The sequence below is a fragment of the Fodinicola feengrottensis genome, from assembly GCF_010993775.1.
Taxonomy (GTDB): Bacteria; Actinomycetota; Actinomycetes; order Mycobacteriales; family HKI-0501; genus Fodinicola; species Fodinicola feengrottensis.
Window position 1 is genome coordinate 93382 of the sequence record NZ_WOTO01000018.1, and the last position, 25221, is coordinate 118602.

Genomic DNA, 25221 nt, shown 5'->3' on the forward strand with positions numbered 1-25221 from the left:
GTGGAGGTTTTGCCTGTGAAGCTCGGCCTGCATTACCTGAAGTTCTCCATCCCCGACGACCCGGCGCGGATCGCGCCCACGCTGGCCGAGACGGCCCGGATCGCCGACGAGGCGGGGCTGAACTCGTTCCTCCCGATGGACCACTACTTCACGATGGCAAGGAAACCGGGCAGCCGGGCCGACCTGCCCATGCTGGAGGGCTACACCACGCTCGGATATGTGGCCGCACTGACCAAAAAGATTCAGCTCGGCCTGCTGGTCACCGGTGTGACGTACCGATATCCGGGTCTGCTGGCCAAAATCGTCACCACTCTTGACGTACTTTCCGGCGGCCGCGCGTTCCTGGGCATCGGCGCCGGTTGGTACGAGCGGGAGCAGCGCGGCCTCGGTGTGCCGGTGGTTCCGGTGGCGGAAAGGTTCGAGCGGCTGGAGGAGACCCTGCAGATCTGCCTGCAGATGTGGAGTGACAACAACGGTTCGTACGACGGCCGGCACTATCAGCTCGAGGAGACGCTGTGCGTGCCGGCGCCGCTGGGTCGGCCGCGGCCGCCGATCATGATTGGCGGTGGGGGTGAGAAGAAGACTTTGCTGTTGGCCGCCCGATACGCGGATCACTGCAACCTGATGGCGAAGGATTATGAGGCCACGGCTCACAAACTGAACGTGCTACGGGACCATTGCGCGAACGAGGGCCGCGACTACGACGTGATCGAGAAGTCCACGATGTATGGTGGCCCGATCGTGGATGATCCCGATGCTTTCCTGGTGGAGGCCGAAAGATACGCGAAACTGGGCCTCACCGAGCTGATGGTGATCCCGGACCGCCATCCGGTGGAATATGTGGAGCTGCTCGCCGAGCGGATCGCGCCCCGGGTCGCCCAACTCGGGTAGGTTACAGGACGAGCCAGCCGGCGGAGCCGTGCCAGTGGCGGCCGGCCTTCAGATGGTCGGCCACCGCTCGCCGCAGCGTGGTGTCACCCGGCAGCTCGTCGAGTGTGAGGTCCGTACGGCCAAAGACGAACAGTTGTGTGGTCGCGTCATCGGCTTCAGGTTGGTACGCCTGCTGGAAACGGCGTTGGAAGCGGATGATGTTCGCGTCCGCCGGCAGGTAGTCGGCGAGCTGCGGATCAAGCAGCCAGGAGTGACACACCGCGGTCCGGTAATGCTCGTCCGGGAAATAGCGGGCGAAAGACTCACCAGCGGCGCGGAAAGAGTCGTCGCAGGCGGCCGGGGTGAGTGGGCCGTAGCGGGAGGGAATGTGGACCGCGAGCGTCAGATCCCCAGGGCCGAACGGCTCACCGGCCGCCTGGACCGCTTTCCCGGTCCGGGTGCCCAGCGTTGCCCGCTCAAACTGCAGCCGCCCGATTTGATAGATCACACCACGAAAATGCGACATCAACCAGTCGACCGTACGCAGCCCGCCAACCCCGTCCTGTTGCCGGTTGGCGGCCATCGTGCGGCCGAGATCGGCCAGCGTCAGTCGGCTGATCTCGGCCGGGATTCCCAAGCCGAGATGGAAAGCCTTCACGTGCGGCAGGATGGCCAGGAAGACGAACACGAAGAGGTAGCGGGCGAGCGGATCGCCATCCTTGGCAGGGCTCGGGAAACAAGGGGCCGCGGCCGCGGCACCTCGCCCATCGTGCGTACGAGGGAGTGCATGCTGCGCCGCAACAGCCAGCGTAGCCGTGGCCGCTCCCACATTTTTGGTGCCATCGCACAGAGAATGTCGATGTCCTCGTGCGGGACGGCCAGCTCCAGCAGAGTCGGAGCCAGGTTCTCCGGCAGTGCGACGACGAAGTCCGGGTCGCCGATCTCCTCGAGATGCGCCAGCCAGATCTTCGTCGCCGCCCCGTCGACCAGCAGCTCCTCGACCGTCCTTACGGTCCCTCCTTCAGCCATAACCCCAACGTATCCTGGCGAGGGCGTGCCTCCCAACCTCAGGCGTCGACTGCCGAGTCCGCCAGCTCGCGGAGGTGGTCAAGCATCGACGGCCAAAGCTCGCGGGGCAGGTCGTGGCCCATGCCCGGATAGGTGACCAGCCGCGCGCCCGGGATCGCCTTCGCGGTCTCGACACCCGCGATCAGCCGCGCCATCGGGTCGGCTTCGCCGTGGATGATCAGTGGGCAAGCGTACGTGCGAAAGTCTCTCCCGACGATCGCCAGAAGCGGCGGCCGCGGCGGTCTGGCGCTGGCTGGCGGCCAGATCGAAACCGTCCGCATACGCTTCTTCGCTGTCCTGCCGTACGAAAGCCTGGTCCACTGGATAGGCCGGCGACCCGACGATCGCGGCCAATCCCAGCTGAAATTCGACGAAATCGTCGACGCTGGTGATCTTCTTCTTTGCTACTTTGACAATCTTCATGAGCGTCGCCGCGGTCGGCTTGCCGACTTTGCCGGACGGCCCGGAGCTGATGGACGTGAGCGTACGCACCCGGTCCGGCTTCTCGATCGCCATCGTCTGGGCGATCATGCCACCCAGCGAGACGCCAGCCACGTGCGCTGACAGGTAGTCGTTCGCGTCCAGCACGGCGAAAGCGTCGGCTGCCATATCCTCCAGCGTGTAAGCGGCTTCGGATGTGGGCCGCAGCCACATCTTCAGTTGGTTGGGCGCACCGCGGTCGGTGAACCGAGTGGACCGGCCGGCGTCCCGGTTGTCGAACCGGATCACCCGGAAGCCGCGATCGGCCAGTGCTCGTACGAAATCCGGGTGCCAGCTGCGCATCGAGCCGCCAGCGCCCATGATCAGCAACAACGGCTCGCCGGAGCCAACCGACTCGTACGCGATTTCCACAGTGCCTCGGCGGATTTTCTCGACAGTCATGGGTTCCTCCTTGTGGCCAGGTCAAAAATGGTCACCAGCTCGCTGGCGAAGGCGGTCAGGTCAAGGTCCGGATGGGCGACGAGCTGCAGCAGGGCGCCGTCGATGGCCTGGCTGATGGCCACCGCCATCGGCCGGGCAGGGAATTCTCGAAACTCGCCACTTTTCTGTCCACGAACCAGAAATCGCTCAATCGAGGTCAGGGTCGGCTCACCCGCGCCGGCCAGCGCCATCCGGCCGTCCGGTCCGCGGTAGCTCAGCCAGATGTCCATCAACGCTCGCATGTGGTCCAGATGGGTTTGGCCAGAAAGCCAACCCTCGCCTCGATATACGTCCGGAGGTGCCCGCGAGCCGTGGTTTCGGCCTGAAGTTTGGGCACCAACTCGGCTGTCGCGACCTTGAACACCTCGGCGACGACCTGCTCGATCAGCTCGTCCTTGCCGGCGAAGTGGTAAAGGATCACGCCTTTGCTCGTACTGGCCCGAGCGGCGATGTGCGCGAGCGAGGCGTTCGCGTATCCCTTCTCGGCGATGACCTCGATGGCGCACGCGACGATCTGGGCCCGCCGGGCCTCGTCGAGGAACGTACGCTTATCCGTTGACCGCATGGTCCAAGGGTAAACCGATCGGTCAAAACTGTCCAGGCGTCATCAGGGACTAATGTCCTGCGTCTGGCGCTCAGGGAATAAGGTCGGCCAGCCGGGCAGCCCGATCCTGCGCTGAGCGGCGCGGGCAGCTGGTGCACAGGGCATTACCTGGCACGAGATAGATCAGGCAGCAGGATGTTCGGTGCACGAAACGTTGGCAGCTTTCGTGGTTTTTGTACGGGATGTCAACGAATCTCGGCTGGGGTAGCGGATCGCCGATCGCGCTGGCGATCTCGACGGCGACTTGTGACCCGCGGGCGATGTCGCCGACAGCGGTGCCGGCAGCCAGTGCCTGGGTGGCCAGCGAGTCGGCCGCGATCGCCCACAATGGACGGTCGCGCTGCTTGGTGACCTCGCAAATTGCCGTTATGACGTCCTGAAAAAGCTCTCGCAGTGCGGCCGGCAAGTCGTCTTTTTCGAGCGTACGAACGGAATGGGTGGCGCTGACGAGGCCGCCGGGGCGTACGTGCAGGAAAGTCGCGTCCAGCGCGGGGTCGACCGGGTAGCCGGTCGCCAGCAGGGTGGCCAGCGGGCCGGCCAGCATCGCCCAACTCGCGGCGTACCACCACATCGTGCCCGCCACCCGCGCGTCCGCGGTGCGGTATGTGCTGGCTGCGGCCGCGATCTGCTGGTCCAGCCAGGCCGGATCGGTGCTGGCGCTGGCGGGCGTCAGCGACTCACCGGCCGCGGCGGCGACCGGCAGCGGGCCGCTGCGGCGGGCAGTCAGGGGGCGTAGACCTCGGCGACATCCATCGTGTCCGGACTCTAACTCGGCTGTTCGGGGGACGCGCCGCATGAGGCGTTCGGCCCGGGCGCGGCGGCCGGAGAGGCGATGGCCGGACCGGCCCGATCTGCTCGAAACTGGGGCGATGATGACGCAGGCGTCCTTCCTGGCCGATCCGCCGCCGAGTTCGCCGGTGACCGCGGCCTACGCGGACGATCTGGGTTCTGACGGATATATCAGCAATCTGACGCGGGTGTGGTGCTGGCGTCCGGACGTGATGACGCTGTTCCAAGCCGTACGTTCCGGCTTGCTTGCGGAGTCGTCCCTGTCAACGCGCGAGGTGGCCGTGATGACGACGGCTGCCGCGGCCGCGCGGGGCGACGCCTACTGCTCGCTGGCGTGGGGGCGGCGATTGGCGGAGCTGGCGGACGAGGGGTCGCCAGCTCCGTCATCGACGGCACCGACGCGGATTTGTCCGACCGGGAAGCCGCGCTCTCACGCTGGTGTCGGCAGGTCGTACGGGACCCGAATGTCACCACTGACGGTGACGTCGACCTTCTCCGCCAGGCCGGGTTGTCTGACCGGGAGATCTTCGAGGCGACGGCGTGGATCGCTTTTCGGCTCGCCTTCTCGACGCTCAACGCGGCGTTGGGGGCGGTGCCGGACCGGCAGCTCGCCGAGCTCACGCCGCCGCGGGTCCGGGCCGCGGTCACCTTCGGCCGCTCCGCTCCCTCCGCCCCCTGACTCTTGTTCGCTCCCCGCCGCCCGCCCTTTCACCCCGTCACTCTCCGCAGTCCCCGCATGGGGGGGAGAGGGTGATCGTGGGTGGGGGCGCCTAGAGTGGTCCCATGTCTTCGACGCGTCATGTTCTGGTGCCGTGGGCGCAGCTCAGCGACCGGATGGGCGGCCAGTGGCCGGCCGGGTTGAGAGTTGACGTCTACGACGGGGATGGCGAGCCGCCGGACGGACGGCGTGGATGACGTCGAGTTGTATGTGATGCCGTACACGAAGCCCGGCGCGTTGGCGCTGCTGGACAAGCTGCCGTCGCTGCGGGTTCTGCAGGTCCTCACGGCCGGCGTCGACGCGGTGATCGGACGGATCGGGCCGGACGTACGGCTCCACAACGGACGTGGGCTGCATGACGCGAGTACGGCCGAACTCGCGCTCGGGCTGATGCTGGCGGCGCAGCGTGAGATCCCGCACTGGGTGGACAACCAGCGGCAGGCGAACTGGGCGCCGCATTTCACCCGTTCGCTGGCCGACTCGGTGGTGGTCATTCTCGGATACGGCTCGATTGGCGCGGCGCTGGAGCGGCGATTGCTGGCCTGCGAATGCGAAGTCGTACGGGTAGCCAGCCGGCCGCGGCCCGCGGAGAACATCTACGGGCCGGAGTCTTTGCCTGAGTTGCTGCCAAAAGCGACGATCGTCGCGGATATCCTGCCGTCCACACCGGCGACCGCGAAGTTCCTCGACGCGCGGCGGCTCGCGATGCTGCCAGACGACGCACTGGTGGTGAATGTCGGTCGTGGCGCGACCGTCGACACCGAGGCATTGCTGACGGAAACCGCTTCCGGCCGGCTGCGTGCGGCGCTGGACGTGACTGACCCGGAGCCGCTGCCCGCCGACCATCCGCTCTGGTCGCTGCCGAATGTCTTGATCAGCCCGCATGTCGGCGGCGGATCGTCGACTTTCTATCCGCGGGCGGAGAAGTTCGTCGTCGATCAGCTGCGCCGCTTCGCGGCCGGTGCGGAGCTGGTCAATCTCGTGCCGCGAAACTGAATCGCTGGTGAACGCCCGTTCGTCCAGCGTTTAGGCAATGCGGAAGGAATTTGCTTTTGCTTTGAATACAGTGCTGCGCGATCTCGCTTATGCTGGCGTTCTGTACCCTGTCGTACGAGCGTGCGGTGTGGCAATGTCGGCGATTCGGCCGGGGATTTCGGCCCGATCGGAGCGCTTGACCAAGATTTCCTGACGGACACCCGATAGCCATGTGAAAACGACCAGGCTGTCACTTTCTGGCGTGACCATGAGGTGTGACCGCAGTGTCTCGACCACATTTGTCATGACCGGCAGGAGACATCAGCATGCTCAATGCCGTGCAACCGGGCGGGTCCACGCTCGCGACCGCGCCATCGCCTTTTCCTTACGAGGTCACGGTTTCCCGGGAGCCGCTGGAAGTACGGGCGGCGCAGCGGCTGCGCCACCAGGTGTTCGCGCTGGAAATGGGCGCGACGCTCGCCGACCGACAGCCGGGCATCGACGCTGATGACTTCGACGCGTACTGCGACCACCTGTTGGTCCGGCATCGTGCCAGCGAGGCCATCGTCGGGGGACCTACCGCTGCTGCTGCCGCCCGAAGCCGCCGCGCGCGCCGGCATGCTTTATTCGGACGGCGAATTTGACCTGACAGCACTGGAAAAATGCCGGCCGGCGCTGATCGAGGCGGGCCGCTCGTGCGTTCATCCGGATCACCGCAACGGCGCCGTGATCGGCCTACTGTGGGCCGGCATCGCCCGCTATCTCGTCACCTCCGGCGGCCGCTGGCTGGCCGGCTGTGCGTCCGTGTCGCTGGACGACGGCGGGCTGCTCGCCGCCGGTGTCTGGGGAACCGCGCGGGAAATGCACCTCAGCGATCCTGAGCTCAGAGTTACTCCGCACCACCGGTGGAAAGTCGGTGCCGGGGTGCCGCCCCTGAGTAACGCGGGCCTGCCCCCGTTGCTGCGCGGTTATCTGAGGCTGGGCGCGAAAGTCTGCGGCCCACCGGCGTACGATCCGGATTTCCACACCGCCGATTTCTTTGTGTTGCTGGACATCGAAGAGGCCAACCCGCGCTACCTGCGCCGCCTGGTGGACGGTCTGCGATGAGCCACCCGCGGCCGGCGCCGACCGGATGGGCGCCGCATTCGCCATGCCAGCCTGGTCGCTGCCTGCCGGCGGCGACCAACGCGCGGCAGGCGGCTATGCCCCGCCGGATCGGCCGGCTGCTGGCAGCGTTGTTGCTTATTCTCAGTGGCTTTGTGTTTTCGCCGCTGCTGGTGGTTCTGAGCCGTCGCCGCCGGCTGGCCGCTGTCCGGATCGGTGCCCGCCTTCTGTTGCACAGTCTCGGAATTGCCCTGACCATCCGCGGCCGGCTCGCTCGGCCCGGCGGCCAGGCGGTGCTGTACGTCGGCAACCACACGTCCTGGATTGACATTCTCGCGATGATTGCTGTTCAGCCATGCCGCCACGTGGCCAAAAGTGGGGTACGCGGTTGGCCGGTGATCGGTCCGATCGCGACTGCCGCCGGCACGGTGTGGATGGACCGCGACAAGCTGTCCACGCTGCCGGCCGCGGTCGAGCGGGTCGCCCGCGCGCTGCGGATCAGCGGTGCGGTCGCTGGCTTTCCGGAAGGAACCACGTGGTGTGGCCGCGAACGCGGTCCTTTCAAGCCGGCGATTTCGAGGCGGCCGTACGAGCCGGTGCCCTCGTCCAGCCGGTCGCCCTGCAGTTCGCCGACGGTCGGACGGCTTTTGTCGGCGACGACACGCTTGTCGCGTCGGTCTGGCGGACGGTCAGCCTCCGCCGGCCGCGGCTGGTCGTGCTGGCGATCACCCCACTGGACGCCACCCAGGTCCGTTCCCGCGGCGCCCTCGCCGACGCCACCGCGACCGCGATCGCCGGTGCTTTGCGGGAATCCCCGGTCCGTACGCCCGCCACCGCCCCCACCCGCGTCCGGCCCGCCCTGCCCGCTGGCTCTCCGTCCCTGGCCTGACCGCCGAAAAGTCCGCAACGCCCTGTTGCTTGCACCCCGCGCAAGCAACAGGGCCTAAACACTGATCGGGGTCAGGTGGCGGGCTTTCCTTCAAGGGCGGCAGCAGCGGCGGCGCCGGTGCTTTGGTCCGCGTCGACGGGTTCGGTGGCGGCGGCCACTTTGGGCATGACCAGCAGGGCGATCATCGCTAGTACGCAACAGCCGATGATGAAAATGCTGATGCCGGTGGATGACTTGGTGTTTTCCAAGATGGCGGCCGCGATCAGCGGTGCCGGGCCGCCGGCGACGACCGACGCGAGTTGGTAACCGAGGCCGGCGCCGCTGTAGCGTACGCCGGTGCCGAAGCCCTCGGCGATCAGCGCGGCCTGCGGGCCGTACTGAATGTCGTGGAAAATCAGCGAAACGACAACGGCGGTCAGCATCAGCGCGGGCATTCGGGTGTTCAGCAGCCCAAAATAGGGGAAAGCGAAGAGTGCGGTCGCGACAATCCCGATGCCGTAGATCAGTCGCCGGCCGAAGAGGTCGGAGAGATAGCCGGCGAGCGGGTTGGTGACCAGGCCGACGGCGGCGGCAATGATGGTGAAGTTCAGCATGGCGCTGCGGGTCATGCCGAGGGTGGTGGTTCCGTACGCCAGCACGAAAACCGTGAAGAGATAGAACGGCGCCTGCTCTGACATCCGCACGAAGGCGCCGGTGGCGATCGCCAGCGGCTGGGTCTTGATGACCTCCCAGACCGGCAGCCGTACGACCTTCTGGTCCTTCTTGAGGACAGCGAAGGCGGGGCTTTCCAGCACCCGCAGCCGTACGTACAGGCCGATGCCGATCAGCAGAAAGCTCACCAGGAACGGGATCCGCCAGGCCCAGACGTCGAATCCGGAGCCGGTGAGGTTGCTGACGATCAGGAAGCAGCCCGTCGACGTGATGAGGCCCAGTGGCACGCCGAACTGTGGCCAGCTGGCCATCAGGCCGCGCCGGTTCTGCTTGCCCCATTCCATCGACATCAACACCGAGCCGCCCCACTCGCCGCCGACGCCAATGCCCTGCACGATCCTCAGCACCACCAGCAGGATGGGCGCGGCCACCCCGATGGTCGCGTACGTGGGCAGCAGGCCCATCAGAAACGTCGCCACGCCCATCAGCATCAGGGTGGTGATGAGAGTCGTTTTGCGGCCGATCCGGTCGCCGTAGTGACCGAAGATCGCCGCGCCGATCGGCCGAGCCGCGAAGCCGACGAACTGGGTGCCAAAGGCGGCCAGGATGCCGATGTACGGCGACTGCCCCGGAAAGAAAAGCTTGGGGAAGATCAGCGCGGCGGCCGTGTTGTAGAGGAAGAAGTCGTACCACTCGATGGTGGTTCCGACAGTGCTGGCGACCACTGCCCGCCGGCGCTGGCTGCGGATCAGGTCAGGACTCGCGGTGCCGCTCATCGCCCACACTCCAGGGAGTAGTGATGTCGATCATGCAGCGTGCATCCAGTATGCCGGTGGCGTCAAGGATTCCTGGTCACCGAAAAGAAAATACCCGTAAAAAACCGAATGGGACCCTTTCCGGCTGGAAAGGGGCCCATTGTCGGGAAAGCTAGTCGACGGTCCAGGTGTCCTGGCCCCGCAGTAGCGATCCGAGCTCGGAGGTGTGGTCGCCGGCCAGCTTCGCCTCGGCGGCGGCCACCTGGCCGCGCAGCTGGTCGTCGTACGTCGGATGCTCGACTGACCGGAAGACACCGATCGGGGTGTACGGCAGGTCCTTTGTGGACAGCCGGGAAAGTGCGTACGCGTAAGCACTGTCCTCGGCGTGCGCGTCATGTACGACGATCTTGTCCTTGCCGACCTCGTTGACGTCGGCGACGGTCAGCATGCCGTTTTCCGGGTCCCGGATGACTCCGCGCGAGGAGTCGGTACCAAAGACCAGCGGCTCGCCGTGCTCCATCCGCACGGTCCAGTCGGCGCCGTTCGTACGATCCTTGATCAGGTCGAACGCGCCGTCGTTGAAGATGTTGCAGTTCTGGTAGATCTCCACCAACGCGGTGCCGCGGTGCTCGGCCGCCGCGCGCAGCACCGAAGTGAGGTGCTTGCGGTCGGAATCGATCGTACGAGCCACAAAAGTCGTCTCCGCGCCCAGCGCGAGCGACACCGGGTTGAACGGGTTGTCCAGCGAGCCCATCGGCGTCGACTTGGTGATCTTGCCGACCTCGCTGGTGGGCGAGTACTGGCCCTTGGTCAGGCCGTAGATCCGGTTGTTGAACAGCAGGATCTTCAGGTTCACGTTGCGGCGCAGCGCGTGGATCAGGTGGTTGCCACCAATCGACAGCGCGTCACCGTCACCGGTCACCACCCAGACGCTGAGATCTTCGCGGGCCGACGCGAGGCCGGTCGCGATCGCCGGCGCACGGCCGTGGATCGAGTGCATCCCGTACGTGTTCATATAGTACGGGAAACGGGAAGAACAGCCGATCCCGGAAACGAAAACGATGTTTTCCCGGGCCAGGCCCAGTTCCGGCAGGAAACCCTGCACAGCGGCCAGCACCGCGTAGTCACCGCAGCCCGGACACCAGCGCACTTCCTGGTCGGTCTTGAAATCGGCCGCCCGCTGCGGGATGTCGGTCTTTGGAATGCTGCCCAGCGAGGGAAAACCCAGCTCGACGACGTCGGTCACGATCCGTCAACTCCCGCGATGACATCGCGGTCAGCACCCCGGCGAGCTCTTCGGCCCGGAACGGCATGCCTCGCGTTTTTGTTGTATCCCATGGCATCGACCAGATAGCGCGCCCGGATGAGGGTGATCAGCTGGCCGAGGTTCATTTCCGGGATAATTACTTTTTCATACCGCTTCAGCACCTCTCCCAAGTTTGTTGGGAACGGGTTGATGTGGCGAAGATGGCCCTGCGCGATGGAATGGCCGGCCTTGCGTACCCGCCGGCAGGCGGCCCCGATCGGCCCGTACGTGGAGCCCCAGCCGAGCACCAGCACCTTGGCGTCGCCGTTCGGGTCATCGACCTCAAGATCGGGGATCGAGCGGGCGACTCCGTCGACCTTGGCCTGGCGCGTACGCACCATCAGGTCGTGGTTGGCCGGGTCGTACGAGATGTTGCCGGATCCGTCGGCCTTCTCGATGCCGCCGATCCGGTGCTCCAGCCCCGCGGTGCCGGGAATCGCCCACGGCCGGGCCAGCGTCTCCGGATCCCGCAAATACGGCCAGAACTCCGGGTTTCCCTTGGCGTCGGTGTGGTTTGGCTCGGTGGCGAACTCAACCGACAGGTCCGGCAGCCCGGCGATGTCCGGAATCCGCCAGGGCTCCGACCCGTTGGCCAGGTATCCGTCGGAGAGCAGGAAAACCGGTGTCCGGTAGGTCAGCGCTATGCGGACCGCTTCCAGCGCCGCGTCGAAGCAGTCGGCCGGTGACTGCGGCGCGACGATCGGCACCGGAGCCTCGCCGTTGCGGCCGTACATGGCCTGCATCAGGTCGGCCTGCTCGGTTTTGGTGGGCAGCCCGGTGGACGGGCCGCCGCGCTGGATCGCGCAGATGACCAGCGGAAGTTCCAGCGACACCGCGAGGCCGATGGTCTCGCTCTTAAGCGCGACACCGGGACCCGAGGTGGTGGTGACCCCAAGAGCGCCACCAAAGGACGCGCCGAGTGCCGCGCCGATGCCGGCGATCTCGTCCTCGGCCTGGAAAGTCTGCACGCCGAATCGTTTGTGTTTGCTCAGCTCGTGCAGGATGTCGCTGGCCGGGGTGATCGGGTACGCGCCGAGGAAAAGCGGCAGCCCGCTCTGCACCGACGCGGCGACCAGGCCGTACGCCAGCGCGAGGTTGCCGGAGATGTTGCGGTACGTGCCGGCCGCCATCGCCGCCGGCTTCACCTCGTACGAAACCGAGAAGTCCTCGGTGGTCTCGCCGTAATTCCAGCCGGCTCGAAAAGCCGCGACATTTGCGTTCGCGATGTCGGGCTTTTTGGCGAACTTGCTGCGCAGGAAGTCGATGGTGCCCTCGGTGGGCCGGTTATACATCCACGAGAGCAGGCCGAGCGCGAACATGTTCTTGGCTCGCGCGGCTTCCTTGCGGCCGAGGCCGAACTCCTTGACCGCCTCGACCGTCATTCCGGTGAGGTCCAAGGAATGCACGTGATACGCCTCAAGCGACCCGTCTTCGAGGGGGTTCTCGTCGTACCCGATCTTGCCGAGGTGCGCTTGGTGAAGTCCGCGGAGTCCACGATGATGGTGGCCCCGTGTGGGGTCTCGGGCAGGTTCGCCTTCAGCGCCGCCGGGTTCATCGCCACCAGCACGTCCGGCCGGTCGCCGGGCGTCAGGATGTCGTGATCGGCGAAGTGCAGCTGGAAGCTGGAAACCCCGGGAAGGGTGCCGGCCGGAGCCCGGATCTCGGCTGGGAAGTTGGGAAAAGTCGACAGGTCGTTGCCGAAGGATGCGGTTTCAGATGTGAACCGGTCACCTGTCAGCTGCATTCCGTCGCCGGAATCTCCGGCGAATCGGATGACGACCCGATCGAGCTGCTGAATCTGCTTTGACTGTGTACTTGACACGTGCAGGCACGACCTTCCGACGACATACGACCCCAATGTTACGACGCCGTAGGTAGCGAATCTTGGAGCCGTGCGTCACAGTGGCCAGTTTGCCTGGTCTATCCTGCCCGGTTGGTCAGTCCCGCTGGGCCAGTTGGCTGACCGGTGCGGACTGCGGACTCGTGGAAGTCGCGAGCGTGGCCGATTCGGAATCGGTACGGATCTTGCGCCGCCGGGTGAGCGCCACGCCGCCGAGCACCAGCAGCATGCCGCCGATGGTCACCGCGTCCAGCTGTTCGTTCAGGATGAGGGCGCCGAGCAGCACGGACACCGCCGGCATCAGGTAGCCGACGGTGGACGCGAGCGTCGGGCCGTCGTCGGCGATCAGCCGGTAGTTGAGCAGGAAGCCGAGGCCGGTGCCGGCGAGCCCGAGCACCGTCACGCTCACCAGCACGGGCCAACTCAGCCGCACCGTGGTGAGGCCGGCGAACGGGGTGATGACGATCATGATGATCGCGGCCACCGTGAGCTGGCTGGCGGCCAGCGCGGCCGGCGCCACCCGGCGGCTGAGGAAGCGGCCGATGAAGATGAAGCTGACCGCGTAGAGCGCGGCCGCCGCGACGCACGCAAGGGCGCCTGCGAGCGTACCGCCCGATGCCCGCCACGCTCTCCAGGATCACCATGGTGCCGGCGAACCCGACCCCGATGCCGGCGAACTGCGCCCAGCTCGGGCGGCGCTCGGCGCCGGTGACGACGGCCAGCAACGCGACCAGGACGGGGGTCGTCGCGTTCAGCACACCGGCCACGTTGGAGTCGATGCTGCCTTCGCCGATGCCGAAGAGCGTGAAGGGAATCACAGCGCCGGCGACCGCTGGTACGGCGATCAGCGCCCACGTTTTGAGATCCTTCGGCAGCGCCAGCCGCGTGACGAGGCAGAAGGCGAGCATCACGGCGGCGCCCAGGACGAGGCGTACCAGCGTGATCTGGATCGGCGAAAGCCCAGTCAGGGCGATCTTTATCCACAGGAAGCTGGATCCCCAGCACAAAGCCAGCAAACCCAGCCGTAACAGGCTCCCGAACCGCATATGACCAGCCTGCGGTCTCCGAAGCATCAGTTCAAGCGAATTGTTCTACAGTCATTGGTAAGTGGCACTGTACGATTACGCTGTGCTTGATTTGCGCCGGTTAAGAGTCCTCAGCACGGTCGTGTCGGCCGGGTCGATGGCGGCCGCCGCGGAGCGGCTGTCGTACACGCCGTCGGCGGTCAGCCAGCACCTCGCCGCGCTCGAGCGGGAGGCGGGAGTGCGGCTGCTGGAGCGGGTCGGCCGGGGCGTGAGACCGACCGCCGCCGCCGGCCGGCTGCTGGCCGAGCAGGGCGATGCGGTGATCGACCGGCTGGCGGCGGCCGAGGCGGCGCTCGCCGACCTTCGTACCGGCAGGGCCGGGCTGCTGCGGATGCGGTTCTTCGCGACCGCCGGGGCTTCGTTCGTGCCGCCAGCGCTGGCGATTTTCCGGGGCCGGCATCCCGATGCCGAGCTGGACCTCGCGATGCAGGAGCCGCCGGACTCGGTGCACGCCGTGCGGGCCGGCGAGGCGGACATCGCGATCGCGGTGGAGCCAGTCGCCGGGTCTCCGGAGCGGGACAACGGGTTGTGCTGGACGCAACTTCTCGACGACGAGTATTTCGCGATCCTGCCCGCCAACCATCCGCTGGTGGACCGCGGCGACGTGGCGCTGGCCGACCTCGCGCAGGAGCAGTGGGTCGACACCGAGCCGCAACCCAGCCCTTGCAGCGAGATCCTGACCAGCAGTTTCGCCGCCGCCGCCGGGTTCAGTCCGCAGGTCATTTGTGGCCACCGATGACTACCCGACCACCCAGGGCATGGTGGCCGCCGGCCTCGGCATCTCGCTGGTGCCGCTGCTGGCCCTGGACCGACCGCATCCCGGTGTGGTGGTGCGCCGGCTGCGGTCCAACCCGCCGATCCGCCGGATCCTCGCGGTGGTCCGCGCCGGCGCCCAGGATGAGCCCTTCGTCCGTACGATCACCGAGGCACTGCGCACGGTCGCCGACAGCCACGTCCTGCGTACGCCCTCCCGAGCTTGACCTTTTTGTCGCCTTTGTCGCCATCGAAAACGTCGAGTTCGCGGAATCCGACAGGGTGCGGCGCGAAATTGTCGTAGGTGTCTGTTTTTCTTTCCCCCTCCCTTTGAACGGGCGGGGGGTGGGTCGAGAGGTGGACCTTAATTTTTAGTTGGACATTGGTCCTCGAACCCGCCCCCCACCCGTCACTGGGTGGGGGCAAATCTGCCGGAGGGGTACGACAGTTTCGAGCCGCAGGGGGTGTCAGAGGCGGTGCAGGATCAGGTCCAGCGCGAATTCGATGTGTTCGCGGGCGGCGGTGGCGGCCCGGTCGGGGGAGCGGGCGCAGACGGCGGCGATGAGGGTGTCGTGTTGTTCGGTGGAGACGGCCAGGTCGGCGTCGGTGTAGAGGCCGGCGACCGTACGGTTGAAGAAGTAGAGGCGACTGGTACGGGCCTGCCGCAGCAGGGTCGCGTTGTGGGACATCCCGATGATCGAGTCGTGCAGGTGCGCGTTGAAGTCGACCCTGGTGACCGGCGACTGGCTACCGCGCACGACCGGACCGCCGGGGACAGACTTGCTGCCGGGGCGACCGACCGTGTTGCCGGGGAAGACTTGGCCGCCGCGCAAGGCGGCCACCGAGGCGAGTTCGTCGTCGGTGGCGCGCTGGGCGGCCAGCCGGGCTGCGTAACTTTCCAGCGCGGCCCGCACCTCGTAGATCTCCGAAATCTCCGCCTTGCTGTGCTCGTAGACGACCCAACGCCGCCGGTGCGACGTGATCAGGCCTTCGGACGCGAGCCGTTGCAGGCTCTCCCGCACGGGCGTGCGGCTCACGTCCAGCCGCTCGGCGATCTCGACCTCGGACAGTGACTCGCGTGGTCGCAGGTCGCCGTGCACGATCTGCTGGCGCAACCGCCGGTAGACCTCGTCGGAGAGGTTGGGACCATCCACGACGGCGATTTTGTCAGTAAACCGGCCGCTCGGTGTCGCCGGCCAGCGCCCGGGTCCACGCCGGCACCGGTGGCACGTGGTCGATCAGGTGCGGCACCTCGACGTCGATGTAGACCGAGGTCCCGGTTCGTACGGCCTCCGCGACCGCGGTTTTCACGTCGGCGAGGTCTCTCGCGCGTACCCCCCGAATGCCGGACGCTTCGGCGATTTTGGCCGCGTCGACAGTGCCGGGATCGACGCCGAAATACCTTCCTCCGCTGTAAAGATGCTGAAGCATCTTGATCCATCCCATGCTGTGGTTGGTGAATTGTACGAAGACTATCGGCAATCCCAGTCGGGACACCGTTTCCAGCTCGCCGCATGCCATGTTGAAGCTGCCGTCAGCGGTTAGCGCGAGCACCGGTTTGCCGGGCCGGGCCAGCGCGATCCCGACGGCGGCTGGGATCGCGTAGCCCATCGGGCCGTGCCCGCGCGGCACGATGACCGTCCGGCCGGCCTCGCTGACCTGCCAGTACGTCACGACATTGGGCGTCGGGGTGCCCGGATCGGCCACCACGACGGCTGGCCCGCCGATCGCCTCCTGAGCCACCCGGATCACGTCCGCCGGCAGCAGTTGGCCAGCTGGCAGCGAGACCGGTTTCAGGCTCGTACGTCCGCACCGGCTCGTGATTTTTGGTCAGGGGGGGCAGGGCATCCGCGAGTTGGCCGAGGATCTGGTCGGCGTCGCCGACGAGATCGAGGGCGCCCGGATAATTGCGGCCGGCCCGCGAGGCGTCGATGTCGATGGCGACAATTTTCGCGCTGTCCCTGGAAGGTGCGGTGAAGCCGTCGGTGTCGGTGGCGTTTGCGCGGGTGCCGACCAATAGAACCACGTCGGCTTCGCGCAAGTATGCGTTCACCTCCTCCCGACCGCCGTTGTTGCCGGCCCCCGATGCTCCAAGGGCAGTCGTCCGGCAGGACACCACGGCCATGGATCGTGGTGGCGACCGGGATACCGGCCTTCTCGGCGAGTCGGCGCAGGTTGGCGTACGCTCCGGACAGGTGCACGCCGGAGCCGGCCAGAATCGCCGGTTTTCGTGCCCTGGAAAGAATGTGTACGGCCCGATCGACGGTGGCGGCCGGCCGGGACCGGGCAGGTTGGCCAGCCCTGCCAGTCCGTCCAATGTGGACTCGTCGACAACTACCCGTTCGTCGAGCACGTCCTCGGGCAGGATCACCACTGCCGGGGCGGGCCGTCCCGAGGTGATCTCCGTCAGTGCCTTCTCCATGGCAGCCGGTATTTCCGCGGCTCGCGCCACTCGTACGCGGTATTTCGTCACCGCGGCGAAAAGTGCTTCCTGATCGATCTCGGTCAGTGCGCCGGTGCCTCGGCTGGCGGTGTGGATGTCGGAGGTGAGAACCAGGATCGGGACGCCTGCCGCGTACGCCTCGCCCAGGCCGCCGATGACGTAAGTAGTGCCGCCGCCGCTGGAAACCTCGACAACGCCGACGGAGTTGCTGACCCGGGCGAAGCCGTCGGCCATTGCGGCCGCGTGCCGTTCGTCTCGGGCGAGGATATGCCGGATGTCTTTCGTACGACCATAAAGTGCGTCATAGAAGACCACTCCGGTGTCGCCTGGCACCCCGAAGAGCGGCCCCCAGGCCGGCCCGGACCAGGCATTCGACCAGCAGGTCCGCGCCGCGACCGGAGAACGTGCCCCATTTTTCGCCTTCCTGATTCAGAACCGGACGCCCTCGGCGACCAGGTCGGATCGGCAAAAGCAGCACGGGTGCGGCCGGTTCGGTGACGCTGAGAGCATTCATGCTCACTGCCTTCAGGCGATCCGTACGGCGACCCTATTCTGCATGCAGAGCTGCATGCAAGAGTTAACCGAGAGCGGTCAATGTGACGGAATGATCTTCCGGATGGGGCCAGTGACCGGCACTATGGCTGACTCGATATTCGTCGGGGCGTTCCGGTGAACGGATAGAGGAGATTTGATGAGCGAATCGAAGGACCTTTCCCGACGAACAGTCCTCGGGCGGGCCGCCGCGCTGGGCGCGCTGGCGGTGCCAGGCGCCGCGCTGCTGGATGCCTGCGCGACCGGCGGTGGCGGTGGCGGAGGATCGGAAAAGGGCACTGTCACCAAGGACATCCGCTGGGCATCAAGGAGGATGCCGCGCTGGAAGTGGTGATCTTCAAGGGTGGCTATGGCGACAAGTACGCGCTGGACGCCGAAGCGGCGTTCAAGAAGAAACATCCCAAGGCGACCGTCAAACACAACAGCACCCAGCAGATCACCCAGCAGCTCGCGCCACGCTTTGTCGGCAGTAACCCGCCGGACCTGATTGACAACTCCGGTGCCCAGGCCCTGGATATGAACGCGCTTATCGGCAAGGGGCAGGTCGCTGACCTGACCCCGCTGCTGGACGCGCCATCGCTGGACGATCCGAGCAAGAAGATCAGGGACACGTTGCGACCCGGGATCGTGGAGGCGGGACAGTACGGCGGCAAGGAAGTTTATGCGCTGAATTACGTGCAGGCCGTTTTTGGCATCTGGTATTCGTCCACCCAGCTCACAAAATACGGCATCCAGCCGCCGCAGACCTGGCAGGCGATGTTGGACGCGTGCGCCACCCTGAAAAAGAACAATGTGGCCGGGTGGACGTACGCCGGCAAATATCCCGGCTACGTGCACTACTGGCTTTTCGCGCAGATCGCCAAGGTCGGCGGGAAAGAGGTGCTGATCGCGATCGACAACCTGGAACCGAACGCCTGGAAGCACCCGGCGGTGAAAGCCGCACTGGAGCCCATCGAAGAGGTGGTCGCGAAGGGTTATGTCCTGCAGGGCAGTGAAGGCCTGACGCACATTGAATCGCAGACCGCGTGGAACCAGGGCAAGGCCGCCTTCATCCCGAACGGTTCCTGGGTGGAGAACGAGGCAAAGGGCACCACGCCCGCCAATTTCGGCATGGCCGTACAGGGACCTCCGTCCGTTTCAGCCGCTGACAAAATGCCGTTCGGCACCATCTGGTCCGCGCCGACCGAGCCGTTCATCGTGCCCAAACAAGCGATGAACTCCCTCGGCGGGATGGAGATGCTGCGAGTTTTCCTCGCCAAACCACAAGCGCAGAACTTCGCCCGTCAGGTCAGCTCACTCACCTGCGTACTGGAAGGCGCCGAGGGTGTCCCGCTGCCGCCCGGCGTGACCTCGGCGAACGCGGCCCTGAAGGCGGCTGGCGCGAACAACACAGTCAACCCGTTGATTCTTACGTGGTACGCCAAGCTCGTGCAGGACATCGGCCAGAACTGTGGCCTCCTGATGTCCAAGCGGATCTCGGCCGCCGACTGGATTACAAAACCCAGGCCCTCGCCGACGCCGTCGCCTCCAACAGCTCGATCAAGAAGTTCAAGCACTGAGTTGTTGGCGGCAGTGCCTGCCGCGGACGCGTTTGGTCTGGTCGCCGGACCCGCCAAAGACCGGCGGGTCCACCGTCCAGACCGGCGGCCTGGCGGCCGCGGCGTCGGGGTGGTCCGGTCGGGTGTGGTCCGGTCACGTGGGGGGCTGCGGCAGTGCCTGCCGCGGACGCGTTTGGTCTGAGTTGCTGGCGGCAGTGCCTGCCGCTGGACGCGTTCGGTCTGGTCGCCGGACCCGCCAAAGACCGGCGGGTCCACCGTCCAGACCGGCGGCCTGGCGGCCGCGGCGTCGGGGTGGTTCGGTTGGGTGTGGTCCGGTCAGGGTGTGCGGGCGGTTTTCAGGTGGGCGGTGGCGGCTTGTTCCAGGTGGGCCAGGTCGTTGCTGATCGTGGTCATGGTGAAGCCGCGCGCCAGCATTCGGGCGGCGGTCTCGCCGTCCGGGCAGTGCATCGCGCAAGCGATCCCACTCTTGTGTGCAGCTGTCAGAATCCGGTCGACGGCTTCGTCGAAGGCGGGACGTACGGCCTGGTCACCGGGGTAGCGGCCGCCGACGGCGAGGGTCAGGTCAGCCGGCCCGACGTAGAGGCCGTCCAGGCCCGGCGTCGCGCAGATGTCGTCGACGTTGCGCAGCCCGTCCGGCGTCTCGATCATCGCCAGGCAGACCACCGCCGCGTTCGCGTCGGCCGGCGTTGGGCCGATCCGCAGGGACGAGCGGAACGGGCCGAAGCTGCGTACGCCGTCGGGCGGATACCGGCAGGCGCGTACGGCCAGCGCGGCCTCGTCAGCGGTGTTGACCAGCGGCACGATCACCCCACGGGCGCCGGTGTCCAGCGCTTTGCCGATCCAGGCCGGGTCGATGGCCGGCACTCGTACGATCCCGGCCGACGACCCGCGAGCGTCGACCGCGGTCATCGTCGTCAGCCACGCGCGGTAGTCGAGCAGCCCGTGCTGCCCGTCAACCGCGACGTAGTCATAGCCAATGCCGGCGATCCGTTCGGCGGCCGGCTGGTTGTCGGTGACGATCCAATAGCCGACGAGCTGCTCACGGGCCCGTACGCGGTCGGCGAAATTCTCCGGAGTCATAACCGACCCTAACCTTTCGAGCAAGGCAAGATCGATGGCATGAGCCGCGCAGTCCTTGCTTTCGGATCGAACCTCGGCGACCGGTGCGCCACCTTGCGCGAAGCGCTCGCGGGGCTGGGACCAGCGCTGATGCGGGCCTCGGGTGGGTACGAGACACCGCCGTGGGGGGACGCGGACCAACCGGCGTACGTCAACGCGGTCGCCCTCGTCGAGGACCCGGCGATGACCGCTTCCGGCTGGCTCGACCTCGCCCACCAGTTGGAGTCGGCGGCCGGTCGGGTCCGCGACCCCGAGCGCCGGTTCGGCCCTCGTACGTTGGACGTCGACGTCCTGGCCGTCTGGCAGGACGACCTCGCGGTGGTTCAGGACGATCCGGTGCTCACCCTGCGCGCACCCGCGCGCCCACCTGCGTGCGTTCGTGCTGGTCCCGTGGCTGGAGATCGACCCGGCGGCGATAGTCCCTGGTCATGGCCCGATCGCCGACCTCGTCCGTACCGACGCGGTCGCTCCCGACGTGCCTGCCGTGCGAGCCCTCGGGCCGCTCCTTGGGTAAAGCGTCGCGGGACGAGCAACCTCTGAGCGGCGGCCTGCGTACTGGTAGGTGAGTGGGCGGGCGGCGGAAGGCACGGGGTATGGCCGAAAAGGTTGATGATGAGTTCAGCGAGTTCGTACGGCAGACGTCCGGTCGGCTACTGGCGACTGGTCGCTCCGTCCGGAACGACAGGACCGGCCAGGTGCCTGGGTTCCACGCTCTCACCGGTGACGGGTACGACCATCTGCTGCTTGGCTACTACAAGGGACCTATCGCGAAGTTCGTTTTTACTTACCTCGGTAAGAACATGGACACGTACGTGCAGAAGTGGAGTCAGGACCCGACGTTCTCGTTCGTCTGGTTCAAGATCCCGGAAAAGGTCGACCGGGTGAAGTTCTACAACAGCCTGGAAAAGCCGACGAACGCGACGATCGCGGCTTTGGACGCGAACGGGAACCAGCTGCCCCTCGGTCCCGATGCCACCTTGTTCGCCGAGTAACTACGGTGCGATGACCGCGGTGGCGATGATTTCGACCAGCGCCTGAGGATCGAAGAGTTCTGAAACACCAAGCAGGGCCATGGCCGGGTAGTGCCGTCCCAGATGGGACTGGTACGCCCGGCCAAGGTCTTTCAAAGCGCCTCTGTACGCGCTCATGTCGGTCGTATAAATGACCATCGAGACAATGTCTCCGGGCTCGCCGCCAGCGGCTTTTAGTGCGATGACCACATTGGACAGTGCCCGGTCGAACTGGGACACGATGTCGTCGCCGACGATTTTTCCGGTCGAATCCTGGGCGGTCTGGCCGCCGAGATAGACCGTGCGCCCAGCGGCCGCGACGGTGGCGTGCGAAAACCCGACCGTCGGGCCCAACTCCGGCGGATTGACCAGCTCGTGCGGCATCAGCGACCCTGCCATTTCGGTGGCCGTTTGCCGGTGAAAGCCGCATGGAACTCGCGATAGTCCTCGCCGTGCATCAGCAGTGCCTGAGTGGTGGCGTCCAGTTCGAGCGAGGCCGACAAGCCCATGTCCAGTTCACGGGAGATGACGGCTTTGGTCGACGCGTACGCCTGGAAAGGCCCGTCGGCGAGGCGTCGGGCCAACATGGTGACCCGCTCGGACAACGCCTCTTCTGGTACGAGTTGGCTGACCAGCCCGTAGCGCTCGGCCGTCTCGGCGTCGAGGGTGTCGCCGAGCATCAGCAGCTCAGTGGCTCGGCCGACACCGATCATCCGGGGCAGCAGGTAAGCTGCGCCCATGTCGGCGCCAGACAGGCCGACTTTGGTGAAAAGAAAAGCGAACTTCGCGGACGGGGTCGCGATCCGGAAATCCGCCGCGAGCGCCAGCACGGCACCCGCGCCGGCCGTCATGCCATGCAGGGCAGCCACGATCGGGACCGGACATTCACGCATTGCCCGAACGACCTCGCCGGTCATCCTGGTGAAAGCCAACAGCTGATCGGTGCCCATGCGCAACGTCAGACCGATGATCTCGTTCACATCACCGCCGGAGCAGAAACCCCTGCCCTCGCCATGAAGAACGAGCACCCGGGTGTCGTTTCGGTGCGGCAGCTCGGCAAGCAGGTCGCGGAGGTCCGCATATGCCTGGAAGGTAAGGGCATTCAGCTTGTCCGGGCGGTTGAAGGTCAGGGTGGCGATATTGTCGGCGCGTTCGAGGCGGAAATGCTTCCACTCCTCGGTGAAACCCACACCGAGCCGCGAAACGGGCTCATCGTTGCAGGCCTCCTCCGTCCAGGACCAGCGACTGTCCATTGATGCAGCCGGCGTCCTCGCTCGCGAAAAACGCTACCGCAGCGGCCACTTCGGCGGGTTCCAACAGTCGACCCAGCGGTGCGGCGGCGGCGAGATCGGCCTCGGCGGCGGCCGCATCCCGGCCGGTTCGCTCGCCAATCAGCTCGATCGCTCGATCGCTCGATCGGTCAGCGGCGTACGCACGAAGGTCGGGCAAACCGCGTTGCTGGTGATGCCGGTGCCGGCGATCTCGGCGGCCAAGGCGCGTACGACACCGAGCATCGCGTGCTTGGAAGCCGTGTAGGCGGCGGTGTAGCGGGCCCCGATGTGCGAAGCGGTGGAGGCGACCGCGATGAACCGGCCCCAGCCAGCCGCCCGCAACTGCGGCAGAAATGCCTGCGAAACCAGGAAAGCGCTGGTGGCGTTGACCCGTATCTGCTCGTCCCAACTGTCCACAGTGGTCTGCTCGAAGCGTGCGGTGGACGCCATGCCGGCGTTGTTCACCACGACCGCCACCGATGTCAACTCGCCGGCAGCAGCGCGGCCACCTGGTCTGGATCGGTGACGTCACACCGATATCCCTGGACCGGCAGCTCCTTCTCCAAGGCGGTGAGGCGCTCGGCGGATCGGCCGACCGCGGCCACGGTGAAGCCGGCCTGGGCCAGACGCAGGCAAACCGCCCGCCCGATCCCGCCCGACCCGCCGGTGACGACCGCGACACGCATTCGCCGAACGTATCACGCCTCTGTTATTGCCGTCACTAACGCGCTATACGAATCCTGTCGATCCGGTCCCTGATCTGCTGCAACGGTGGCGGGGTGGTGAGCTGCTGGGCGACCAGATGGCCGGAGCCGGCGCCCAGGCCGGCACCCGGGTGGGTTGACGAACCGATGTGCCACAGGCCCTCCACCGGAGTGCGGTGGGAGCGGGTGGACGGCAGTGGTCGCCAGAACAGTGACTGGTCGAGGTCGCAGGCGCCACCGTACGGGTCGCCGAAGCGCGCGTTCGGATTTGCCCTCTCCAGGTCGACTGGGGTGATGATTTTGGTGTCCAGCACCAGATCCGCGAGACCGGGCGCGTGGTCGGCGATCCGGTCGAGGACCCGGTTGGCGTAACCGGCGGCGAGTTCCTCGGTCCAGCCCCGCGAAGTGTCCAGTTCCCCGGCCGAGTCACCAGTCGGCGCGTACGGCACCTCTTGAAGCTGGATCCACAGTGCTGCCGCGCCTTTTGGTACGCGAGTGGGATCCAGTACGTCCTGCCGGCCGACCACCACGGTCGGCGCCGCCGGCGGCAGCAGTCCGGCTTCGGCCTGGGCACACGCGATGGCCGTGCTGGAAGAGCCGTCGGTGATGTGCACCATCGGCACCGGCGCGAGTCGCGAGTCCCGCCAGCGCGGCGGCGCCGAAAGTGCCACGTGGATCTGCATCGCGCCCCGCCCGAAGCGGAACCGAGCCGCCTCCTGGCGTACCGGTTCCAACTCGGCGACCTTGGTTTTGTCCGCCGGCAACAGGGATCCGTAAAGCACGTCCGGGGTCACCGACGCGAGAACGGCCCTGGTAGCCGAGATCCGGCTCTCGGTCGTCCGAACGCCAATCGCTTTTCCGGCCGCCACCACGATTTCCTCGACCCGCTCGCCGAGCATTACTCGCACGCCGAGCTCGTCGAACAACGCCTGGAATGCGGCCAGAAAGTTCTTCGCACCGCCCTGCACCACGGACAGGCCGGCGCCATGGATGCTGGCGGCGAGCAGCGGCATCATCAGTCCACCCTGGGCGTGGTCCGGGGTCAGGCCGGCGTGCAGTAACCAGGGCGCAAAAAGGTGATCGACTTCTGGCCCGGCGAAACGGCTGCGGGCCCAGGCCCGGCCGCTCAGCGTCGCGTCGAGCGGAGCAAGTCCTCCAGGTCGTCACGTCCAGATTTTCGCCACCCGACGGTGAAAGTCTTCAAATTGCCGACTGAACGCGGCTCGCCGGCCAGCATCGCGCCAATCACCGGCAGATGTTTCTCCATTTCGCCGAGAGCGACCAAATAGGCGGCACCATCGGCCGGGTCGGCGAAACCTTCGGCCGTCCGCACCGGATCACGAAAACACAGGCTCACCCGGCCATCGGCGGCCACGCTCGCGCCGACTTCGGTGTCGGAATCGCAGTATTTCAAGCCGTGCCGGTGCAAATCCGGGCCGAGCGCGGCGTACGCGCCGCTGCCAAGGAAAAGCGTGTGCCACGAGGAGAAAGTGTCGTGCTGGTAGCCCGGAACGGTCAGCTCACCGGAGTCGATGAAGCCGCCTATCCGGTCGTTGCCGTCGACCAGGGTCACTTTCCAGCCCGCCTTGGCCAACTCGGCCGCGGCGACCATCCCGTTGATCCCGGCGCCGATCACGATCGCGTCGGTCTGGCTGACCATGGTTCTCCCTGGAGTGAGACGGTGGTTTCCAGATGCCGGCGGGCCGGCTTTTCTAGCCGCTCGCGGATGGTCCCGAAAAGTTCGGCGGCTTTGGCGCCATTCCAGTCGGCCGGCAGCACCTGCGCCGGCAGTCCGGGATCCAGATACGGCAACCGGCGCCACTGCGTCAGAATCGGGACGTAGTCAGCGAAAGCCTCCTGATCGGTGGCCGTCCGCCGGCGCGCCCACCGCCGCCACACCGGCTGGCTGCCGGCAAGGAAGTCGGCGTACGAGTCGTGCAGTCGCTCCATGTCCCACCACTGACCGATCTTTGACGTCAGATCGGCGTCGTTTAGGTAGTCCGCGCTGAAAAACTCAACATACGGCGTCAGCTCCAGCCGGGCCACCAGATCGGTCGCGCTGGTCCGAAGGTGCGCCGGCGCGATCCACACTCCTGGCGAGACGGTGCCGAAGCCAAGCCGGCTGAGCTGCGTACGCAACGTGTGCCGGCGATCCCGCTCGGACTCCGGCACCGAGAACACCGCGAGGATCCAGCCGTCCCGCACGGATGGCCGGGGCAGCGCGAAAATCCGCTG

The 25221-nt window shown here is 66.5% G+C and carries 34 protein-coding genes and 7 pseudogenes; 14 read left to right on the forward strand and 27 right to left on the reverse strand.

The window, feature by feature from the left end; all coding sequences use genetic code 11:
- Positions 1 to 15 precede the first annotated feature (15 nt).
- The gene (locus GNX96_RS18380; RefSeq protein WP_163569036.1) at positions 16 to 891 is read left to right on the forward strand and encodes an LLM class F420-dependent oxidoreductase; all 876 of its coding nucleotides are present in this window, start codon (positions 16 to 18) and stop codon (positions 889 to 891) included.
- A gap of 1 nt (position 892) precedes the next feature.
- On the opposite strand, the gene GNX96_RS52870 is transcribed toward GNX96_RS18380, so the two are convergent.
- From GNX96_RS52870 to GNX96_RS18405, 7 genes and pseudogenes are all read right to left on the reverse strand, one after another.
- Positions 893 to 1558, reverse strand: a complete 666-nt coding sequence (locus tag GNX96_RS52870; RefSeq protein ID WP_313885696.1) for an acyltransferase domain-containing protein — start codon at positions 1556 to 1558, stop codon at positions 893 to 895.
- The gene (locus tag GNX96_RS52875; RefSeq protein ID WP_313885697.1) at positions 1525 to 1899 is read right to left on the reverse strand and encodes an acyltransferase domain-containing protein; all 375 of its coding nucleotides are present in this window, start codon (positions 1897 to 1899) and stop codon (positions 1525 to 1527) included. The genes GNX96_RS52870 and GNX96_RS52875 overlap by 34 nt, the downstream gene beginning before the upstream one ends.
- 38 nt (positions 1900 to 1937) lie before the next feature.
- Positions 1938 to 2219 (reverse strand): alpha/beta fold hydrolase, encoded by a 282-nt coding sequence (locus tag GNX96_RS63990; protein ID WP_390624052.1) that lies wholly within the window; start codon positions 2217 to 2219, stop codon positions 1938 to 1940.
- Positions 2125 to 2820 (reverse strand): annotated as a pseudogene (locus tag GNX96_RS18390) (alpha/beta fold hydrolase); the annotation flags it as partial. The gene GNX96_RS63990 and the pseudogene GNX96_RS18390, both read right to left, overlap by 95 nt.
- Positions 2817 to 3089 carry a hypothetical protein gene (locus tag GNX96_RS18395; RefSeq protein ID WP_163569038.1) on the reverse strand — a complete coding sequence of 91 codons (273 nt, stop codon included), beginning with the start codon at positions 3087 to 3089 and terminating at the stop codon, positions 2817 to 2819. The pseudogene GNX96_RS18390 and the gene GNX96_RS18395, both read right to left, overlap by 4 nt.
- The gene (locus tag GNX96_RS18400) at positions 3089 to 3424 is read right to left on the reverse strand and encodes a TetR/AcrR family transcriptional regulator (RefSeq protein WP_163569039.1); all 336 of its coding nucleotides are present in this window, start codon (positions 3422 to 3424) and stop codon (positions 3089 to 3091) included. The genes GNX96_RS18395 and GNX96_RS18400 overlap by 1 nt, the downstream gene beginning before the upstream one ends.
- 70 nt (positions 3425 to 3494) lie before the next feature.
- Positions 3495 to 4259 carry a (2Fe-2S)-binding protein gene (locus tag GNX96_RS18405; RefSeq protein ID WP_163569040.1) on the reverse strand — a complete coding sequence of 255 codons (765 nt, stop codon included), beginning with the start codon at positions 4257 to 4259 and terminating at the stop codon, positions 3495 to 3497.
- A gap of 327 nt (positions 4260 to 4586) precedes the next feature.
- Here GNX96_RS18405 and GNX96_RS52880 point away from each other — a divergent pair, with 327 nt between their 5' ends.
- The 7 genes and pseudogenes from GNX96_RS52880 to GNX96_RS52900 all read left to right on the forward strand — a co-directional run bounded on the left by GNX96_RS52880 (position 4587) and on the right by GNX96_RS52900 (position 7938).
- Positions 4587 to 4931: a carboxymuconolactone decarboxylase family protein gene (locus tag GNX96_RS52880; protein WP_279580724.1), complete on the forward strand. Its 345-nt coding sequence runs from the start codon at positions 4587 to 4589 to the stop codon at positions 4929 to 4931.
- Positions 4932 to 5035: 104 nt separating this feature from the next.
- On the forward strand, positions 5036 to 5167 hold the full coding sequence (locus tag GNX96_RS52885) for a hypothetical protein (RefSeq protein WP_279580725.1): 132 nt from the start codon (positions 5036 to 5038) through the stop codon (positions 5165 to 5167).
- Positions 5160 to 5966 (forward strand): 2-hydroxyacid dehydrogenase, encoded by an 807-nt coding sequence (locus GNX96_RS18415; RefSeq protein WP_279580726.1) that lies wholly within the window; start codon positions 5160 to 5162, stop codon positions 5964 to 5966. The genes GNX96_RS52885 and GNX96_RS18415 overlap by 8 nt, the downstream gene beginning before the upstream one ends.
- Positions 5967 to 6271: 305 nt before the next feature.
- Complete coding sequence (locus GNX96_RS52890; RefSeq protein WP_279580727.1) at positions 6272 to 6589, forward strand: GNAT family N-acetyltransferase; 318 nt, start codon at positions 6272 to 6274, stop codon at positions 6587 to 6589.
- A complete protein-coding gene (locus GNX96_RS52895) occupies positions 6564 to 7052 on the forward strand; it encodes a GNAT family N-acetyltransferase (protein ID WP_279580728.1) in 489 nt (162 codons plus the stop codon). Before GNX96_RS52890 ends, GNX96_RS52895 begins: the two co-directional genes overlap by 26 nt.
- A gap of 95 nt (positions 7053 to 7147) precedes the next feature.
- Positions 7148 to 7561: pseudogene (locus tag GNX96_RS63995) on the forward strand (lysophospholipid acyltransferase family protein); the annotation flags it as partial.
- 26 nt (positions 7562 to 7587) lie between these two features.
- Positions 7588 to 7938, forward strand: a complete 351-nt coding sequence (locus GNX96_RS52900) for a hypothetical protein (protein WP_279580729.1) — start codon at positions 7588 to 7590, stop codon at positions 7936 to 7938.
- 71 nt (positions 7939 to 8009) lie between these two features.
- Here the strand turns inward: GNX96_RS52900 and GNX96_RS18430 are convergent, their stop codons facing one another.
- The 6 genes and pseudogenes from GNX96_RS18430 to GNX96_RS64000 form a co-directional block, all read right to left on the reverse strand.
- Positions 8010 to 9365, reverse strand: coding sequence for an MFS transporter (locus GNX96_RS18430; protein ID WP_163569042.1), 1356 nt, complete (start codon positions 9363 to 9365; stop codon positions 8010 to 8012).
- A 151-nt stretch (positions 9366 to 9516) separates the two neighbouring features.
- Positions 9517 to 10593 (reverse strand): 2-oxoacid:ferredoxin oxidoreductase subunit beta, encoded by a 1077-nt coding sequence (locus GNX96_RS18435; RefSeq protein ID WP_163569061.1) that lies wholly within the window; start codon positions 10591 to 10593, stop codon positions 9517 to 9519.
- Positions 10587 to 12056 carry a 2-oxoacid:acceptor oxidoreductase subunit alpha gene (locus GNX96_RS18440; protein WP_279580730.1) on the reverse strand — a complete coding sequence of 490 codons (1470 nt, stop codon included), beginning with the start codon at positions 12054 to 12056 and terminating at the stop codon, positions 10587 to 10589. The genes GNX96_RS18435 and GNX96_RS18440 overlap by 7 nt, the downstream gene beginning before the upstream one ends.
- Complete coding sequence (locus GNX96_RS52905; RefSeq protein ID WP_279580731.1) at positions 12029 to 12472, reverse strand: 2-oxoacid:acceptor oxidoreductase family protein; 444 nt, start codon at positions 12470 to 12472, stop codon at positions 12029 to 12031. Before GNX96_RS52905 ends, GNX96_RS18440 begins: the two co-directional genes overlap by 28 nt.
- Positions 12473 to 12587: 115 nt before the next feature.
- Positions 12588 to 13079, reverse strand: a pseudogene (locus GNX96_RS52910) (DMT family transporter); the annotation flags it as partial.
- A 103-nt stretch (positions 13080 to 13182) separates the two neighbouring features.
- A pseudogene (locus tag GNX96_RS64000) lies at positions 13183 to 13563 on the reverse strand (DMT family transporter); the annotation flags it as partial.
- A 55-nt stretch (positions 13564 to 13618) separates the two neighbouring features.
- Between GNX96_RS64000 and GNX96_RS18450 the strand changes: the two are divergent.
- Positions 13619 to 14314, forward strand: coding sequence for a LysR family transcriptional regulator (locus tag GNX96_RS18450; RefSeq protein WP_279580733.1), 696 nt, complete (start codon positions 13619 to 13621; stop codon positions 14312 to 14314).
- Positions 14301 to 14555 (forward strand): LysR substrate-binding domain-containing protein, encoded by a 255-nt coding sequence (locus GNX96_RS52920; RefSeq protein WP_279580734.1) that lies wholly within the window; start codon positions 14301 to 14303, stop codon positions 14553 to 14555. Before GNX96_RS18450 ends, GNX96_RS52920 begins: the two co-directional genes overlap by 14 nt.
- A gap of 240 nt (positions 14556 to 14795) precedes the next feature.
- Here the strand turns inward: GNX96_RS52920 and GNX96_RS18455 are convergent, their stop codons facing one another.
- The 6 genes and pseudogenes from GNX96_RS18455 to GNX96_RS18470 all read right to left on the reverse strand — a co-directional run bounded on the left by GNX96_RS18455 (position 14796) and on the right by GNX96_RS18470 (position 17285).
- Positions 14796 to 15482 (reverse strand): GntR family transcriptional regulator, encoded by a 687-nt coding sequence (locus GNX96_RS18455; protein WP_163569043.1) that lies wholly within the window; start codon positions 15480 to 15482, stop codon positions 14796 to 14798.
- Positions 15483 to 15495: 13 nt separating this feature from the next.
- Positions 15496 to 15963, reverse strand: coding sequence for a thiamine pyrophosphate-dependent enzyme (locus tag GNX96_RS18460; protein WP_279580759.1), 468 nt, complete (start codon positions 15961 to 15963; stop codon positions 15496 to 15498).
- Complete coding sequence (locus tag GNX96_RS64005) at positions 15863 to 16453, reverse strand: hypothetical protein (RefSeq protein ID WP_390624060.1); 591 nt, start codon at positions 16451 to 16453, stop codon at positions 15863 to 15865. The genes GNX96_RS18460 and GNX96_RS64005 overlap by 101 nt, the downstream gene beginning before the upstream one ends.
- Before the next feature lie 13 nt (positions 16454 to 16466).
- A pseudogene (locus tag GNX96_RS64010) lies at positions 16467 to 16793 on the reverse strand (hypothetical protein); the annotation flags it as partial.
- 77 nt (positions 16794 to 16870) lie between these two features.
- Positions 16871 to 17104: pseudogene (locus tag GNX96_RS64015) on the reverse strand (thiamine pyrophosphate-binding protein); the annotation flags it as partial.
- On the reverse strand, positions 17073 to 17285 hold the full coding sequence (locus GNX96_RS18470; protein ID WP_163569046.1) for a hypothetical protein: 213 nt from the start codon (positions 17283 to 17285) through the stop codon (positions 17073 to 17075). The gene GNX96_RS18470 and the pseudogene GNX96_RS64015, both read right to left, overlap by 32 nt.
- A 177-nt stretch (positions 17286 to 17462) precedes the next feature.
- Here GNX96_RS18470 and GNX96_RS52925 point away from each other — a divergent pair, with 177 nt between their 5' ends.
- The gene (locus GNX96_RS52925; RefSeq protein ID WP_279580735.1) at positions 17463 to 17657 is read left to right on the forward strand and encodes a twin-arginine translocation signal domain-containing protein; all 195 of its coding nucleotides are present in this window, start codon (positions 17463 to 17465) and stop codon (positions 17655 to 17657) included.
- The gene (ngcE, locus tag GNX96_RS18475; protein WP_279580736.1) at positions 17654 to 19063 is read left to right on the forward strand and encodes an N-acetylglucosamine/diacetylchitobiose ABC transporter substrate-binding protein; all 1410 of its coding nucleotides are present in this window, start codon (positions 17654 to 17656) and stop codon (positions 19061 to 19063) included. Before GNX96_RS52925 ends, ngcE begins: the two co-directional genes overlap by 4 nt.
- 134 nt (positions 19064 to 19197) lie before the next feature.
- Here ngcE and GNX96_RS18480 read toward each other — a convergent pair whose 3' ends face one another.
- Positions 19198 to 19962: an HpcH/HpaI aldolase family protein gene (locus GNX96_RS18480; RefSeq protein ID WP_163569047.1), complete on the reverse strand. Its 765-nt coding sequence runs from the start codon at positions 19960 to 19962 to the stop codon at positions 19198 to 19200.
- A gap of 39 nt (positions 19963 to 20001) precedes the next feature.
- Here GNX96_RS18480 and folK point away from each other — a divergent pair, with 39 nt between their 5' ends.
- Positions 20002 to 20541 (forward strand): 2-amino-4-hydroxy-6-hydroxymethyldihydropteridine diphosphokinase, encoded by a 540-nt coding sequence (gene folK / locus GNX96_RS18485; RefSeq protein ID WP_279580737.1) that lies wholly within the window; start codon positions 20002 to 20004, stop codon positions 20539 to 20541.
- A 53-nt stretch (positions 20542 to 20594) separates the two neighbouring features.
- Positions 20595 to 20993: a hypothetical protein gene (locus tag GNX96_RS18490; protein ID WP_163569048.1), complete on the forward strand. Its 399-nt coding sequence runs from the start codon at positions 20595 to 20597 to the stop codon at positions 20991 to 20993.
- Here GNX96_RS18490 and GNX96_RS18495 read toward each other — a convergent pair whose 3' ends face one another.
- The 7 genes and pseudogenes from GNX96_RS18495 to GNX96_RS52945 form a co-directional block, all read right to left on the reverse strand.
- A complete protein-coding gene (locus tag GNX96_RS18495) occupies positions 20994 to 21395 on the reverse strand; it encodes a RidA family protein (RefSeq protein WP_279580738.1) in 402 nt (133 codons plus the stop codon).
- Positions 21395 to 22264, reverse strand: coding sequence for an enoyl-CoA hydratase family protein (locus tag GNX96_RS18500; protein ID WP_279580739.1), 870 nt, complete (start codon positions 22262 to 22264; stop codon positions 21395 to 21397). Before GNX96_RS18500 ends, GNX96_RS18495 begins: the two co-directional genes overlap by 1 nt.
- Positions 22221 to 22460, reverse strand: coding sequence for an SDR family oxidoreductase (locus tag GNX96_RS52930; protein ID WP_279580740.1), 240 nt, complete (start codon positions 22458 to 22460; stop codon positions 22221 to 22223). Before GNX96_RS52930 ends, GNX96_RS18500 begins: the two co-directional genes overlap by 44 nt.
- Positions 22403 to 22968: pseudogene (locus GNX96_RS18505) on the reverse strand (SDR family NAD(P)-dependent oxidoreductase). Before GNX96_RS18505 ends, GNX96_RS52930 begins: the two are co-directional and overlap by 58 nt.
- 35 nt (positions 22969 to 23003) lie before the next feature.
- A complete protein-coding gene (locus GNX96_RS52935) occupies positions 23004 to 24116 on the reverse strand; it encodes a phytoene desaturase family protein (RefSeq protein ID WP_390624061.1) in 1113 nt (370 codons plus the stop codon).
- A complete protein-coding gene (locus GNX96_RS52940; protein ID WP_279580742.1) occupies positions 24113 to 24646 on the reverse strand; it encodes a phytoene desaturase family protein in 534 nt (177 codons plus the stop codon). Before GNX96_RS52940 ends, GNX96_RS52935 begins: the two co-directional genes overlap by 4 nt.
- The gene (locus tag GNX96_RS52945) at positions 24619 to 25191 is read right to left on the reverse strand and encodes a PaaX family transcriptional regulator (RefSeq protein WP_390624053.1); all 573 of its coding nucleotides are present in this window, start codon (positions 25189 to 25191) and stop codon (positions 24619 to 24621) included. The genes GNX96_RS52940 and GNX96_RS52945 overlap by 28 nt, the downstream gene beginning before the upstream one ends.
- Positions 25192 to 25221 lie beyond the last annotated feature (30 nt).

What these genes read in the sequence shown, in the direction of transcription:
- GNX96_RS52940 (WP_279580742.1), bottom strand. Translation starts at nt 24,646, where the DNA reads ATGGTCAGCCAGACCGACGCGATCGTGATCGGCGCCGGGATCAACGGG.
- GNX96_RS52925 (WP_279580735.1), top strand. Translation starts at nt 17,463, where the DNA reads ATGAGCGAATCGAAGGACCTTTCCCGACGAACAGTCCTCGGGCGGGCC.
- GNX96_RS63990 (WP_390624052.1), bottom strand. Translation starts at nt 2,219, where the DNA reads ATGCGGACGGTTTCGATCTGGCCGCCAGCCAGCGCCAGACCGCCGCGG.
- folK (WP_279580737.1), top strand. Translation starts at nt 20,002, where the DNA reads ATGAGCCGCGCAGTCCTTGCTTTCGGATCGAACCTCGGCGACCGGTGC.
- GNX96_RS52895 (WP_279580728.1), top strand. Translation starts at nt 6,564, where the DNA reads ATGCTTTATTCGGACGGCGAATTTGACCTGACAGCACTGGAAAAATGC.
- GNX96_RS18470 (WP_163569046.1), bottom strand. Translation starts at nt 17,285, where the DNA reads ATGAATGCTCTCAGCGTCACCGAACCGGCCGCACCCGTGCTGCTTTTG.
- GNX96_RS52885 (WP_279580725.1), top strand. Translation starts at nt 5,036, where the DNA reads ATGTCTTCGACGCGTCATGTTCTGGTGCCGTGGGCGCAGCTCAGCGAC.
- GNX96_RS18480 (WP_163569047.1), bottom strand. Translation starts at nt 19,962, where the DNA reads ATGACTCCGGAGAATTTCGCCGACCGCGTACGGGCCCGTGAGCAGCTC.
- GNX96_RS18405 (WP_163569040.1), bottom strand. Translation starts at nt 4,259, where the DNA reads ATGCGGCGCGTCCCCCGAACAGCCGAGTTAGAGTCCGGACACGATGGA.
- GNX96_RS64005 (WP_390624060.1), bottom strand. Translation starts at nt 16,453, where the DNA reads ATGGCCGTGGTGTCCTGCCGGACGACTGCCCTTGGAGCATCGGGGGCC.
- GNX96_RS18400 (WP_163569039.1), bottom strand. Translation starts at nt 3,424, where the DNA reads ATGCGGTCAACGGATAAGCGTACGTTCCTCGACGAGGCCCGGCGGGCC.
- GNX96_RS52875 (WP_313885697.1), bottom strand. Translation starts at nt 1,899, where the DNA reads ATGGCTGAAGGAGGGACCGTAAGGACGGTCGAGGAGCTGCTGGTCGAC.
- GNX96_RS18500 (WP_279580739.1), bottom strand. Translation starts at nt 22,264, where the DNA reads ATGGACAGTCGCTGGTCCTGGACGGAGGAGGCCTGCAACGATGAGCCC.
- GNX96_RS18490 (WP_163569048.1), top strand. Translation starts at nt 20,595, where the DNA reads ATGGCCGAAAAGGTTGATGATGAGTTCAGCGAGTTCGTACGGCAGACG.
- GNX96_RS18430 (WP_163569042.1), bottom strand. Translation starts at nt 9,365, where the DNA reads ATGAGCGGCACCGCGAGTCCTGACCTGATCCGCAGCCAGCGCCGGCGG.
- GNX96_RS18495 (WP_279580738.1), bottom strand. Translation starts at nt 21,395, where the DNA reads ATGCCGCACGAGCTGGTCAATCCGCCGGAGTTGGGCCCGACGGTCGGG.
- GNX96_RS18395 (WP_163569038.1), bottom strand. Translation starts at nt 3,089, where the DNA reads ATGGACATCTGGCTGAGCTACCGCGGACCGGACGGCCGGATGGCGCTG.
- GNX96_RS52890 (WP_279580727.1), top strand. Translation starts at nt 6,272, where the DNA reads ATGCTCAATGCCGTGCAACCGGGCGGGTCCACGCTCGCGACCGCGCCA.